Source organism: Nocardia sp. NPDC004582 (genome assembly GCF_053602115.1).
The window spans coordinates 1-15,887 of the sequence record NZ_JBSGCY010000074.1 but is presented as its reverse complement, the minus strand read 5'-3'; the positions used below and the strand labels follow the sequence as shown (position 1 = coordinate 15,887).

General features: G+C 72.2%; 1 protein-coding gene. It reads left to right on the top strand.

Annotated elements, in window-relative coordinates; translation table 11 throughout:
* Window positions 1-64: 64 nt before the first annotated feature.
* Window positions 65-15,887: amino acid adenylation domain-containing protein (locus tag ACWELJ_RS20570; RefSeq protein WP_452367742.1), on the top strand; the 15,823-nt coding region annotated here is incomplete at its 3' end.

The following is a 15,887-nucleotide window of genomic DNA, read 5'->3' as shown; positions in this document are numbered from 1 at the left end:
CAGCCGAGCGCACTCAGGTCTATTTCGTGATGCCCGAAACCGTTGGCCGACATAGCAATACGCCATGACAAGGGAGGCTCTGGTGCAGGGTACGGACTCGAGTGGTCTCGGACCGAGTGAAGTTCCGACGTCGACTGAATTGTCTGCGCCTTTCCCGCTCGGACCCGCACAGATCGGGCTCTGGTACGCCCAGCTGCTGGCTCCCGAAGTGCCCCTCAACCTGGTCCAGTACGTCGATATCGAGGGTGACTTCGACGTCGACCTGCTGCTGCGCGTCGTCACGGACGGCGTCTCGATCTGGCGTACCCCCCAGCTGCGCTTCACCGAGATCGACGGACAGCCCCACCAGTACATCGACCCGACCGCGGGACACGACACCGTGCTGATGGACCTGCGCTCGGAGGCGGATCCCATCGCCGCGGCACACGAATGGATGCGAGTCCAGATCGTCGAGCCGATCGACCTGCTCACCGGCAAGCTGTTCGCGCCCACCCTGATCCGGGTCGCCGATCAGCGCTGGTTCTGGTTCTTCGTCGGTCACCACATCGTGGGCGACGGCTACGCCGCGCTCAACACCATGCAGTGGACCGCGCGCCGCTACACCGCGCTGCAGCGCGGCCTGGAGCCGGAGACGGTGAAGGTCGGCACGCTGCGCGAGCTGGTCGAATCCGAACTGGCCTACCGAGAGAGCAGCCGCTTCCGCACCGACCGCGCCTACTGGCAGGAGCGCACCGCGGGCCTGGACGGCACCATGTCGCTCAAGGGCCGCACCGCCCCGCCGCGCTCGGACAACCTGCGCCGCGGCGTCGTGCTCTCCGAGGATCTGGTCCGCCGCATGGAAGAGTGTGGCGCGCAGCATGATTCGGGTCTGGCGGGCGTGATCATCGCCGCCTTCGCGGCCTATCTGGCCAAGCTGACCGGCCAGGACGAGGCCGTGCTGAGCCTGCCGGTCACCGCCCGCACCACCGCGGTCATGCGCCGCTCGACGGGCATGCTCTCCAATATCGTGCCGCTGCGGATGGCGGCCGGGCCGGACACCAGCTGGCTGGAGCTGCTCACCGCGGCTCGCCTGGAGGTCTCCGGCGCGCTGCGCCACCAGCGCTACCGGCACGAGGACATCCGCCGCGACGCCGCCGAACTGCAGGGCGCTCCGGCGTCCCGGGCGCTGTACGGCCCGATGGTCAACATCATGCTGTTCCACCCGCAGCTGGACTTCGGCGACATCGAGGGCCGGCTGCACCTGTTGTCCACCAGCCCGGTCGAGGACATGAGCCTCAACGCCTTCTACGGCGAGAACGGCCGGGTGCGCCTGGACCTCGAGGTGAACCCGAACCTGTACACCGCCGACGAGATCGACCGCCACATCGAGCGTTTCGTGGCGTTCGTCGAGCGGCTGGTGGAGCTGGATCCCGCCGCCCCGCTGTCCGCGGTGGAGGTGACCACCGAGCGTGAGCGCGAGGTGGTGCTGCGCGAGTGGAACGACACCGCGTTCGCGGTGGATCCCGCACTGACGCTGGTGTCGATGTTCGAGGCGCAGGCCGCCCGGACGCCGGACTCGCTCGCGGTGCGCTTCGGCGGCGAGCCCGCCTGCGACCTGACCTACGCCGAGTTCGCCGGGCGGGTGAATCGCCTTGCCCGCTACCTGATCTCGCGCGGCATCGGCCCGGAGTCGCTGGTGGCGCTGCACCTGCGCCGCTCGCCCGACCTGCTGGTCGCGGTGTACGCCGTGCAGGCCGCCGGCGGCGCGTACGTGCCGCTGGATCCGGACCACCCGGCCGACCGCATCGCGCACATCCTGACCACCGCGTCCCCCGCGCTGGTGCTCTCGACCGCCGCTGATCGTCCCGGCACCGAGATCCCGGTCCTGGATATCGCCGAGCTGACCGAGGCCGCGCTGGCCGGCTTCTCGGACGCGGCGATCACCGACGCCGACCGGCTGTCCCCGCTGCGCCCGGCGAACACCGCCTACGTCATCTTCACCTCGGGTTCGACCGGCCGTCCGAAGGGCGTGGCGGTCAGCCACCGCTCCATCGTCAACCGCATGGTCTGGATGCGTGAGACCTTCGACCTGTCCGCGTCGGATGTGATGCTGCAGAAGACGCCGATGACCTTCGACGTCTCGGTGCCGGAGCTGTTCTTCGCGCTGCAGATCGGCGCGACCCTGGTGCTGGCCGCGCCGGACGGCCACCGCGATCCCGCCTACCTGCGCCGCGTGATCACCGAATTCGGTGTCACCGCCGTGCATTTCGTGCCGTCGATGATGGACCCGTTCGTGGCCGAGCTGGAGGCCGCCGCGGCCGCGGGCGAGCCCCCGCTGCGCGTGCGTCAGCTCTTCGCCTCGGGCGAGGCGCTGCCCGGTCCCATCACGCACCGGCTGCGGGCCCTGACCGGCAACCCGCCGCTCCACAATCTCTACGGCCCCACCGAAGCTGCGGTCGAGGTCACCTCACACGAGGCGACCGCCGCGGACACCATCGCCGTGCCGATCGGCGCGCCGGTGTTCAATACCCGGCTGTACGTGCTCGACGCACGCCTGCGGCCGGTTCCCCCGGGGACTCCGGGTGAGCTGTATCTGTCGGGGGTTCAGCTCGCCCGGGGTTACCTGGCGCGTCCGGGTCTGACGGCCGAGCGATTCGTCGCCGATCCGTTCGCGGTGGCCGGTGAACTCATGTACCGCACCGGTGATCTGGTCTATTGGACCGACAACGGGGAGATCGAGTACCTGGGCCGCACCGACTTCCAGGTCAAGGTGCGCGGTCTGCGCATCGAGCTGGGCGAGATCGAGACCGTGCTCGGCGATGTCGAGGGCGTGTCCCGCGCGGTGGTGATCGTGCGTGACGACCAGTTGGTCGCCTACGCGGTCGCCACCGACGAGGTGGACGCGATCAAGCTCAAGGCCGCGGCCGCGCGAGCGCTGCCCGCCTACATGGTGCCGAGCGCGTTCGTGCTGCTGGAAGCCTTGCCGGTCAATGCTTCCGGCAAGCTGGACCGGGCCGCGCTGCCGGATCCGGTCCGGGTCGCGGTGGTGCACGAGGCGCCGGTGACGGTCACCGAGCGGGCCGTGGCCGCCATGTTCGCCGAGGTGCTGGGCACCGACCAGGTCGGCCGCACCGACGACTTCTTCGCTTTGGGCGGCAACAGCCTGATCGCCACCCAGGTGGCCGCGCGGCTGAACGCCGAGCTGGGCTGCGCGCTGACGGTGCGCGAGATGTTCTCCGCCACCGGCGTGGCCGAGCTGGCCGCGCTGATCGACGCCCAGTTCGTGAACGCCGACGCCGAGTCCGGCAGCGCGGTCGCCCTGGTGCGCCGCGAGCGGCCGGAGTCGCTGCCGCTGTCCCCGGCGCAGCAGCGCATCTGGTTCCTGAACCGTTTCGACACCGCGAGCGCCGGCTACAACATGCCGTTCGTGGTGCGCCTGCGCGGCGAGGCCGATCCGGAGCTCATGCGGGCCGCGCTGGCCGACGTACTGGACCGGCACGAGGTGCTGCGCACGGTGTTCCCTACCACCGCCGCGGGTTTCGCGACCCAGCGGGTGCTGCCGGTCGCGGCGGCGACCGAGCCGGTGGCGTGGGAGTCCTGTGACGTCGACGAACTGGAAGCCCGCCTGCGCGCCTTCGCCGCCCAGGGTTTCGATCTGGAGCGCGAGATCCCGTTCCGCGCACGACTGTTCACCGTCACCGGTGCGGTCGCCTCGGATTGCGGACTGGGCGGTCCGGTGCTGGTCGATGCCGCGGACCTCGACGTCCCCGAGTACGCCGTCGCCATCGTGCTGCACCACATCGCCGCCGACGGCCTCTCGCTGCCCATCCTGGCCCGCGACCTGATCACCGCCTACCTGGGCCGCTCCGGCGGTCAGGCCCCCGCCTGGGAGCCGCTCGCGGTGCAGTACGCCGATTACACGCTGTGGCAGCGGGATCGGCTCGGCGCGGCCGACGACCCGGAGTCGCTGCTCTCCCGGCAGCTGGAGTTCTGGCGCGCCACCCTGTCGGGCGCGCCGGACGTGCTCGAGCTCCCGGCCGACCGTCCCCGTCCCGCCATCGCCACCGGCCGCGGCGGCAAGCTCGACGTCGAGCTCACCGCGGAGTTGCACGCCGCCATTTCGGAAACGGCTCGGGCCGAGGGCATTTCGACCTTCATGCTGATGCACACCGCGCTGGCGGTGCTGCTCTCCCGCCTGTCCGGTGAATCGGACATCGTCATCGGCACCCCGGTCGGCGGCCGCGGCGCGCGCGAACTCGACGACCTGATCGGCATGTTCGTCAACACGCTGCCGCTGCGCACCGAGATCGACGGCGAGCTCAGCTTCCGCGACCTCGCGCACCGGGTCCGCGACATCGATCTGGCGGCCTTCGCGCACGCCGACGTGCCCTTCGAACAGCTCGTCGAGACCCTGAATCCGGTGCGCTCGGCAGCGCGGCATCCGCTGTTCCAGGTGGCCCTGTCCTTCACCGCCGCCGGAGACATCAGCCTCGAACTGCCCGGGTTGCTTGCCACGACGAGTACGCTGGATACCGAGGTGACCAAATTCGACCTGTCGGTCGCGGTCACCGAAAGCTTCGCCGGTGCCGGTCCCGGGGAAGGTCCGGCACCGGCGGGGATCCACGCGGAGTTCGAATTCGCGGTGGATCTCTACGATCCCGCCACCATCGAGGTCTTCGCGCGCCGCTACGTGCGCCTGCTCGAGGCGATCACCACCGATCCGGCCGTGCTCGTGGACGCGCTGCCGCTGCTGTCCGAGGCCGAATACACCGATCTGACAACCCGTTCCGGCGCCGCCGTGGACGCGGTCCGCCTGCTGCCGGAGATCATGGCCGCCGCCGTGGCGGCGGCTCCGGACCGGATCGCCCTGATCGAGCGCGATGTGCAGTTCACCTACGCCGAACTGGACGCCCTCTCGAATCGCTTGGCGCGCCTGCTGATCGAGCGCGGCCTGGGCCCGGAGCAGCTGGTGGCCGTGAGCCTGCCGCGGTCGATCGAGTACATCGTCGCCGTGTGGGCCATCGCCAAGACCGGCGCGGGCTGGGTCCCGGTGGACCCCGCCTTCCCGGCCGACCGCATCGAGTACATCGTGCGCGACGCGGGCGCGGCGCTCGGCCTGACCGTGGCCTCGGTGCGCGACGCGCTGCCGGGCACGCTGCCCTGGCTGCTGCTCGACGACGCCGAATTCACCGCCGCCCGCGCCGCCTTCCCGGCCGACGCGATCACCGACGCGGACCGGGTGCGCCCGCTGCGCGGCGGCAATGTCGTGTACTCCATCTACACCTCCGGCTCGACCGGTCTGCCCAAGGGCGTCGTGGTCACCCACTCGGGTCTGGCGGGTCTGTCCGAGGTGCAGTACGAGCGCTTCAGCGGTTCCGCCGACGCGCGGGTGCTGCACGTGACCAGCTCCTCGTTCGACGTCTCGGTCGGCGAGTTGCTGCTGGCCCTGCGGTCGGCCGCCACCCTGGTGGTCGCCCCGACCGGCGCGCACATCGGCGACGAGCTCGCGGAAGTGATTCGGGCGCACGAGGTCACCCACGTGTTCATGACGCCCTCGGGCGCGAGCACCATCGATCCGGCCGACGTCCCCACCCTGCGCCATGTCGCGGTCGCCGGCGAGGCGCTGTCGCCGGAGCTGGTGCGGCGCTGGGCCGAGGCCGGGCGCGACATCGTCAACGCCTACGGCCCCACCGAGGCCACCGTGGTCGTGAACATCACCGGGGCGCTGGCGGCGGGCGAGCCCGTCACCATCGGCCATCTGGTGCCGGGCGCGCGCGAGTGGATCCTGGACCAGCGGCTGCGGCCGGTGCCGGTCGGCGCGATCGGCGAGCTGTACCTGGGCGGCCTGCCGGTCACCCGCGGCTACCGCAATCGCGCCGAGCTCACCGTGAGCCGGTTCGTGGCCTGCCCGTGGGCGCCCGGTGAACGCATGTACCGCACCGGCGACCTGGTGCGCTGGACCGCGGACGGTCAGGTGGAGTACCTGGGCCGCAACGACTCCCAGGTGAAGCTGCGCGGCTTCCGCATCGAGCTCGGCGAGATCGAGGCCGCGCTGGCGGCGCTGCCGCGGGTGCGCCGGGCCGTGGTGGTCCTGCACCACGACGCGTCGCGCGGCGATCAAGCGCAGGGAGGTGGAGCGCTGGTGGCCTACCTGGTTCCGGCCGCCGGTGGCGTGGAGGTCGACGACATCAAGACCGCGCTGGCGGATCGCCTGGCCGCGTACATGATCCCGTCGGCGTTCATGGTGCTCGACGCCATGCCGATGACCGTGAACGGCAAGCTCGACTACCGCGCGCTGCCCGCCCCGGTCTTCGCCGCCCGCGAATTCCGGGCCCCCGCGACGCCGATCGAGGTGCTCGTCGCCGATGTCTTCGCCGAGGTGCTGGGTCTCGCGCCCGCCGCGGACGTGACGCCGCTGGACGCGGCGCTGACCGCGGCCATGGCCGCGAACACCAACGCGGCGGCCAATAGCGCTGCGGCGCACCTGGATTCGGTCGCCGAACTCGAGGCCCCGGCCGGTGTCGGCGCGGACGACGACTTCTTCGAGCTCGGCGGCAACTCGCTGATCGCCACCCAGGTGGTGGCCCGCCTCGGCGCGGCCCTGGACACCACGGTCCCGGTGCGCCTGCTGTTCGAGGCGTCCACCGTCGCCGAGCTGGCGGCCCGGCTGGCCGAGCTGGCCGGCGCCGGCGGCCGTGCGCCGCTGGTGGCGGGGGAGCGGCCCGAGGTGGTGCCGCTGTCGTACGCGCAGCAGCGCATGTGGTTCCTGAACCGCTTCGACAACAGCTCCATCGCCGACAACCTGGTCGCCGCCATCCGCCTGGACGGCCCGCTGGACGCGGACGCGCTGGCCGCCGCGGTCACCGACGTGGTGGCCCGGCACGAGACGCTGCGCACCGTGTACCCGGCCGAGGACGGCGTCGGCCGCCAGCTGGTGCTGCCGGTCGAACAGGCCGGTGTCGCACTGGTTTCCGAGCGGGTGCGCGCCGCGGACCTGGAGCACCGGATCTTCGAGCTCGCGGTGCTGCCGTTCGCGGTGGACGAGCACGCTCCGGCGCGGCTGACGCTGCTCGGTGTCGTTTCCGATGAGCACGGCGACTCCGATGCGCACCGCGCCCCGGAGACCCACGTGCTGGTGCTGGCCGTGCATCACATCGCCGCCGACGGCTGGTCGATCGCGCCGCTGACCCGGGATCTCATGCTGGCCTACGCGTCCCGCACCGCGGGCGCGGCCCCGGCGTGGGCGCCGCTGCCGGTCCAGTACGCCGACTACACGCTGTGGCAGCGGGACCTGCTGGGCTCCGAGGACGACCCGGAATCCCTGCTGGCGGACCAGATTCGCTTCTGGCGCGCCGAATTGTCCGGTCAGCCCGACACCCTGGAGCTGCCCGGCGACCGGCCGCGCCCGGCCGTGGCGACCCGCCACGGCGCGCAGTACCGCTTCGCCATCTCCGCCGAGCGGCACGCCCGCCTGCGCGAGCTGGCCGAGGGCGATCGCGCCACCCTGTTCATGGCGCTGCACGCCGCCTACGCCACGCTGCTCGCGAAACTGTCGGGCGCCGCCGACATCTCGATCGGCTCGGTGGTCGCCGGCCGTGGTGAGCAGGCCCTCGACGATCTGGTCGGCATGTTCGTCAACACCCTGGTGCTGCGCACCGAGGTGGCTCCGGACCGCTCCTTCCGGGAGTTGCTGGCCCAGGTCCGCGAGACCGATCTGCGTGCCTTCGCGCACGCCGACGTCCCGTTCGAGCGCCTGGTCGAGGTGCTCAGCCCGATGCGCTCGCAGGCCCGCCACCCGCTGTTCCAGGTGGCCCTGGACCTGCAGAACACCACGCAGACCAGCCTCGAGCTGAACGGCCTGACCGCCTCGCGGGTCGAGCTGGACCCGGGCATCGCCAAGTTCGATCTGCAGCTGTCGCTGGTCCAGGACCGCGCGGCGGGCGAGCTGGACGCCGTGTTCACCTACGCCACCGATATTTTCGACGAGGCCACCGTCGCGGCCTTCGCCCGTCGCCTGGACGTGGTGCTGGACGCGGTCACCGCCACCCCGGACCGCCCGGTCGGCGATATCGACCTGCTCACCGACGCCGAGCGCGCCCAGGTGCTGACCGGCTGGAACGACACCGCCCACGACATCCGTTCGGCGCTGCCGGTCGGCGCGTGGGGTGAGACCACCCCCGCGACCCTGGTCGCCCTGTTCGAGTCGCGGGCCCTGACCTGCCCGAACGCCCCCGCCGTCGAATTCGGGGGGACGACTCTGTCCTACGGCGAGTTCGCCGGCCGCGTGCACCGCCTGGCCCGCAAGCTGGTCGAATGCGGCGTCGGCCCGGAAACCCGGGTGGCGCTGGCGATCCGCCGCTCCCACGACCTGCTGGTCGGCATGTACGCCATCCTGGCCGCCGGCGGCGCGTACGTGCCGGTGGACCCGGATCAGCCCGAGCAGCGCACCGACTACGTGCTGGACGCGGCGGGCCCGGTGCTCGTGCTGACCACCGCCCGCGACGGTTTCACCACCGCGCGCGACATCCCGGTGCTGGCCGTCGACGCCCTCGATCTGGCCGACTACGCCGCGACCCCGCTGACCGACGCCGATCGGCTTGCGCCGCTGCGGGATTCGAACGCCTGCTACGTCATCTTCACCTCCGGCTCCACCGGCCGCCCCAAGGGTGTCGCGGTATCGCACGCCGCCGTGGTGAACCGGCTGGTGTGGGGTCAGGACCGCTACCGGCTGACCGCCGACGACGTGGTGCTGCAGAAGACCCCCTTCACCTTCGACGTGTCGGTGTGGGAGTTCTTCTGGCCGCTGCAGATCGGCGCCAAGCTGGTAGTGGCCGCCCCCGACGGGCACCGCGACCCGAAGTACCTGGCCGAGTTGATCATTCGCGCGGGCATCACCCACGCGCACTTCGTGCCGTCCATGATGGCGGTCTTCGTGACCGAGCCGGCCGCCGCGCACTGCACCGGCCTGCGCCAGGTGTTCGCCTCCGGTGAGGGCCTGCCGGTCGGCACCGCCGCCCGCATGCGCGAGCTGACCGGCGCCCGCGTGCACAACCTGTACGGCCCCACCGAGGCCGCGGTCGAGGTCACCCACCACGAGGTCGCCGGCACCGATGTCGCGTTCGTGCCGATGGGCCGTCCGGTCTGGAACACCCAGACCTATGTGCTGGACGGCCGCCTGAACCCGGTCGCGCCCGGCGTCGCCGGTGAGCTGTACCTGGCCGGCGATCAGCTGGCCCGCGGCTACCTGGGCCGCCCGGACCTGTCCGCGGATCGCTTCGTGGCCAGCCCCTTCGGGATCGGCGCGCGCATGTACCGCACCGGCGACCTGGTCACCTGGACCACCGAGGGCGAGCTGATCTACCTGGGCCGTACCGACTTCCAGGTGAAGCTGCGCGGCCTGCGCATCGAACTGGGCGAGATCGAGGCCGCGCTGCTGGCGCAGCCGGGCGTCAACCAGGCGGTCGTGCTGGTGCGTTCGGACGAGCGCGCGGGTGATCAGCTGGCGGGCTACCTGCAGCGCGAGCCGGGCCACGCCATCGACCTGGACGCGGTCAAGGCCGCGCTGGGCGGCCTGCTGCCCGGGTACATGGTTCCGGCCGCGTTCGTGGTGCTGGACGCCTTCCCGGTCAACGCCTCCGGCAAGCTGGATCGCGCCGCGCTGCCCGCCCCGGTCTTCGAGACCGCGGCCTACCGCGCGCCCGAGACCGTGGCCGAGGACGTGGTGGCCGGGGTCTTCGCGGACCTGCTCGGCGTCGACCGGATCGGCGCGAACGACGACTTCTTCGCCCTCGGCGGCAGCTCGCTGCTGGCCGCCCGCGTGGTGGCCCGGGTCGGCGCTGCGCTGGACGCCGAACTCTCGGTGCGCGACCTGTTCGACGCCCCGAGCGTCGCCGGACTGGCCGCGGTCGCCGAATCCCGTTCGGGCAGCGGCACGCTCGTGCCGCTGACCGCCCGCCCGCGCCCGGCGCTGGTCCCGCTGTCGGACGCGCAGCGCCGCATGTGGTTCCTCAACCGCTACCACGCCGACGCGACCGGTGTCGGTCCCGGCGCGGCGGCGGACAATGTCCCCGTGGTGCTGCGGGTCTCCGGTCCGCTGGCCGCGGCCGCGCTGCACGCCGCCCTGCGCGATGTGGTCGCACGCCACGAGACGCTGCGCACCATCTACCCCGACGGGCCGGACGGCCCCGTGCAGCAGGTGCTGGCCGAGGGCGACGCCACGCTGGTCACGGCGCCGATCACCGCGGACGAGGTCGTCGACCGGATCACCGCGGTCGTCGGCCGGCCGTTCGACCTGACCACCGAAACCCCGTTGCGGGCCGCTGTTTTCAGCCTGTCTCCCACCGATCACGTGCTGGTGCTGGTGGTTCACCACATCAGCGCGGACGGCTTCTCGCTGGGCCCGCTGGCGCTCGACTTCCTCGCCGCCTACCGGGCCCGCCGCGGCGGCGGCGCACCCGCCTGGGTCCCGCTGCCCGTCCAGTACGCCGACTACACGCTGTGGCAGGCCGAGCGCCTCGGTGACGACGCCGACCCGCGGTCGGCGGCGCACCGGCAGCTGGAGTTCTGGCGCGAGCGCCTGACCGGCCTGCCCGATCTGCTGGAACTGCCCGCGGATCGGCCGCGTCCGGCGGTGGCCACCCAGCGCGGCCGCGAATTCCGCACGATGATCGACGCCGAGCTGCACGCGGGTCTGAAGGACCTGGCCCGGGCCTCGGACGCCACGCTGTTCAGCACCGTGCACGCGGCGCTGGCGGTGCTGCTGGCCCGGCTGTCCGGCGCCACCGACATCGCCATCGGCACCCCCGTGGCCGGCCGCGGCGAGCAGTCGCTCGACGGTCTGGTCGGCATGTTCGTCAATACGCTGGTCCTGCGGACCGAGGTCGATCCCCGCGCGGGCTTCGACGCGGTGCTGACGACGGTGCGCGAGCAGGACATCGAGGCGCTCTCGTACCCCGATGTGCCGTTCGAGCGCCTGGTGGAGGTGCTGGCCCCGGCGCGCCTGCCGAACCGGCATCCGCTGTACCAGGTGGCGCTGTCCTTCCAGAACTACGAGCTGCCCGCGCTGGAGCTGCCGGAGCTGCGGATCGCGCCGGAGCCCATCGATCTCGCGGTGGCCAAGGTCGATCTGCAGTTCACCGTCGCGGAGACCTTCGATGCCGAGGGCCGCCCCGCGGGTCTGACCATCGACATCACCTATGCCACCGACCTTTTCGATGTGGTGAGCATCGATCGGCTGGCCGGGCGTTTCGCCCGGGTGCTGGCCGCGGTGGTGGCCGAACCCACCGTCGCCGTGCAGGCGCTGCCGCTGCTGTCGCCCGCCGAGTACACCGATCTGACCACCCGTTCCGGCGGCGACGCCGAGACCGGCCGGCGCCTGCCGGACCTGCTGGCCGCCGCCGTGGCGGCGCGCCCGGACCACGTCGCGCTGGTCGAGGGAGACCGCGAGCTCACCTACCGCGAGCTCGATTCGATGTCGAATCGCGTCGCGCGGGTGCTGATCGAGCGCGGTGTCGGCCCCGACGACATGGTCGCGGTCGCCATGCCGCGCTCGCTGGACTCGGTGCTGGCGGTATGGGCGGTCACCAAGGCCGGTGCGGGCTGGGTGCCGGTCGATCCGGCGCACCCGGACGACCGGATCCGGTACATGGTGTCGGATTCGGGTGTCGCGCTGGGCCTGACCGTCCGCGCGACGCACGCCGGTCTGCCCGGTGAGATTCCGTGGCTGGTCCTCGATGACCTCGAATTCCGCGGCACCGCGGCGGAATTCGGTGACGGTCCGATCGGCGAGCTGGAGCGCGTGCGGACGCTGTGCGCCGACCACATCGCCTACACCATCTACACCTCGGGCTCGACCGGTCTGCCCAAGGGCGTCATGGTCACCCACCGTGGCCTGCCGGGACTGGCCGCCGCCGAGACCGCCCGCTACTTCGGTGACCCCACCGCGCGAATCCTGCACGCCTCCTCGCCGTCGTTCGACATCTCCGTCGGTGAGCTGCTGTTCGCCGTCGACTCCGCGGCCACGCTGGTGGTGTCCCCGTCGGAGACGGCCGTGGGCCACGAACTCGCGGAAGTGGTTCGCGCGCAGCGGATCAGCCACCTGCTGATGACGCCCTCCGTGCTGGGCACCCTCGATCCGGCGGAGATCCCGCAGGTGCGCTTCGCCGCGACCGGCGGCGAGGCCGTCCCGGCGGAACTGGTGCGCCGCTGGGCCGAGGCCGGCCGGATGCTGGTGGACGCCTACGGCCCCACCGAGACCACGGTCATCGTGAACGCCACCGCGCCGCTGCGCGCTTCGGACCCGGTCACCATCGGCACGCCGCTGGCCGGTGTGCGGGAATGGGTGCTCGACGCGCGTCTGCGCCCGGTGCCGGTGGGCGCGGTGGGCGAACTGTACGTGGCCGGCGCGCAGCTGGCGCGCGGTTACCGCGGCCGGGCCGCGCTCACCGCCGACCGCTTCGTGGCCTGCCCCTGGGCCCCGGGCGAGCGCATGTACCGCACCGGCGATCTGGTCCGCTGGACCGATACCGGTGACGTGGATTACCTGGGCCGCAACGACTCCCAGGTCAAGATCCGCGGATACCGGATCGAGCTGGGCGAGATCGAGGCCGCCCTGGCCGAGCACCCGCGGGTGCGCCAGGCGGTCGTGGTCGTGCACGCCGATCAGGCGCGCGGCGACCAGCTCGCCGCCTACCTGGTGCCCGAATCCGAGGGCTTGGACCTGGATTCGGTGCGCGCCGACCTCACCGGCCGGCTGGCCGCGTACATGGTTCCGGCCGCCTTCACGGTGCTCGACACCATGCCGATGACCGTCAACGGCAAGATCGACTACCGGGCCCTGCCCGCGCCGGTCTTCGAGGGCAACGCCTACCGCCGTCCGGCCACCCCGGCCGAGGAGCTGGTGGCGGGTGTCTTCGCCGAGCTGCTCGGTCTCGCGCTGGTCGGCGCGGACGACGACTTCTTCGCCCTGGGCGGCAGCTCGTTGATCGCGGCGAAGGCCGCGGCGCGCCTCGGCTCGGTCTTCGAGACCACGGTCGGCGTGCGCACGCTGTTCGAGGCGCCGACGGTCGCCGCGCTGGCGGCCCGGATCGCCGCGGGAACCGGTGAGGCGCAACGGCCCGCGTTGACCGCGGGCCCGCGACCGGACCGGCTGCCGCTGTCCCCGGCCCAGCAGCGCATGTGGTTCATCAACCGCTTCGACCGTACGTCCACCGCCTACAACGTGCCGATCGCCCTGCGGCTCCGCTCCGTAGACCCGCGCTCCGGCGAGCTGGACGTGGCGGCGCTGACCGCCGCCTTCGCGGACGTGCTGGCCCGCCACGAGACACTGCGCACCGTCTACCCGGAGACCCCGGAAGGCCCGGCGCAGGTGATTCTCCCCGCCGCACAGGCCTTCTCGGGGCTGCGCACCAGCCCGGTCACCGAGGCCGAGCTGCCGGTGCGGGTCCGCGAGATCCTCACCACCACCTTCGACGTCACCACCGAGGTGCCGATCCGGGTGGAGCTGCTGCGCTTGGTCGACGCCGCCGGCGTCGCCACCGGTGAGCACGTGCTCGCCGGTGTCCTGCACCATATTTCGGCCGACGGTTCCTCGGTGGTCCCGCTGGTGCGCGACCTCATGCTGGCCTACCACGCGCGGCTGGCCGGCGCCGAGCCGGCGTGGCAGCCGCTGAGCGTTCAGTACGCCGATTACACGCTGTGGCAGCACGCGCTGCTCGGCTCGGAGGAGGACGCCGAGTCGGTGGCCGCCGCCCAGCTCGACTACTGGCGCACCGCCCTGGCCGGACTGCCGGACCAGCTGGACCTGCCCGCCGACCACCCGCGTCCGGCGCGACAGAGCCTGCACGGCAACTACCTTCGGCTGCCGCTCGACGCGGAGCTGCATGCCCGCCTCACCGAGCTGGGCCGCGCGCACGGCGCGACGCTGTTCATGGTCGTGCACGCCGCCTTCAGCGCCCTGCTGGCGCGGCTGTCCGGCACCGGCGACATCGCGGTCGGCACCCCGATCGCGGGCCGCGGCGAGCGGGCACTGGACGATGTGATCGGCATGTTCGTCAACACGCTGGTGCTGCGCACCCGCACCGAGGCCGCCGAACCGTTCACCGCCCTGCTGGCGCGGGTGCGGACCGGTGACATCGCGGCCTTCTCCCATGCCGACGTGCCCTTCGAGCGGCTGGTCGAGGTGCTCAATCCGGCGCGCTCGACCGCCCGCCACCCGCTCATGCAGGTGGGCCTGTCCTTCCAGAACCACGCCCGCGCCGAGCTGGAGCTGCCCGGCCTGAGCGTGACCGAGATCGAATTCGACACGCACGTGGCGCAATTCGATCTGCACCTGTTCGCGGTGGACAACTACGCCGAATCCGGCGCGCCCGCCGGGCTGGAGCTGACCCTGGGCTACGCGACCGACCTGTTCACCGAAGCCACGGCGCAGCGCTTCCTCGCCGCGCTGGCCCGGCTGCTGGAAACGGTCGCGGTGCAGCCCGATACGGCGATCGGCGATATCGATCTGCTCGGCGCGGGCATGCGTCAGCGCATCCTGCACGACTGGAACGCCACCGCGCATCGGCTCGAACCCGCCACCCTGGTCGATCTGGTCGACGCCGGCGCCCTCGCGACTCCGGACGCGATCGCCCTGCTCGACGGCGCCGGAACACGGCTCACCTACGCCGCGTTCGACGACCGCGTGAACCGCCTCGCCCGGCGGCTGATCGCGGCCGGTGTCGGCCCGGAGACCGGTGTGGTGCTGGCCATGCGCCGCGGCATCGACCTGGTCGTGGCCATGTACGCGGTGGTCAAGGCGGGCGGCGCGTACGTGCCGATCGACCCGGACCACCCGGCCGACCGCATCGCCTACATCGTCGAAACCGCCGCTCCCGCGGTGGTGCTCACCACCGCGGCCGACGGTGTGCCGTTCGACGCCGACCTGCCCGTGCTCGAGGTGGACACCGTCGATCTGCGTGATTACCCCGGCACGCCGGTGAGCGACGCGGATCGTCTCGCGCCGCTGCGTGATTCGAACACCGCCTACACCATCTTCACCTCCGGTTCGACCGGCCTGCCCAAGGGCGTGGCGGTGCCGCACGCCGCCATCGTCAACCAGTTGCGCTGGCTGCAGGCCACTTTCGGACTGGGCGCGGGCGACCGTGCCCTGCTCAAGACCCCCGCCACCTTCGACCTGTCGGTGTGGGAGTTCTGGTCCGCGCTGACCACCGGCGGCAGTCTGCTGGTCTCGGCCGCGGGTGACGAGCGCGATCCGGACCGCCTGCGCGCACTGATCGAGGACCACGGCGTCACCGTCCTGCACCCGGTGCCCTCGCTGCTGGGCATGCTGCTGGCCGGCGGCCCGCTGCCCGGGTCGGTGCGCGCGGTGCTGGCCATCGGCGAGGCGCTGCCCGCCGCGACCGCCGCCGAGTTCCTCGACAAGCACCCGGTCACCGGGAACGCCGATGGCGCAACGCTGTTCAACCTGTACGGCCCCACCGAGGCGGCCGTGTCGATCACCTCCTACGAGGTACGCGAGCGGCACCGCCAGGCCGTGCCGATCGGTGCGCCCGCCTGGAACAGCCGCGTCTACGTGCTCGACGCCCGGCTCTCCCCGGTCCCGGTCGGCGTGCCCGGCGAGCTGTACCTGTCGGGCGCGCAGCTGGCCCGCGGCTACCACGGCCGTCCGGCGCTGACCGCCGACCGTTTCGTGGCGGACCCGTTCGCGGGCGGCCGCATGTACCGCACCGGCGATATCGTCCGCTGGCGGGAGGACGGGGCGCTCGAGTACATCGACCGCGCCGACTTCCAGGTCAAGATCGGCGGCTTCCGCATCGAACTCGGCGAGGTGGAGACCGCGCTGCGCCGGCAGCCCGGCGTCACCGCGGCGGTCGCGGTCGCCCGCACCGCCGCCGACGCCGGTTCCCGCC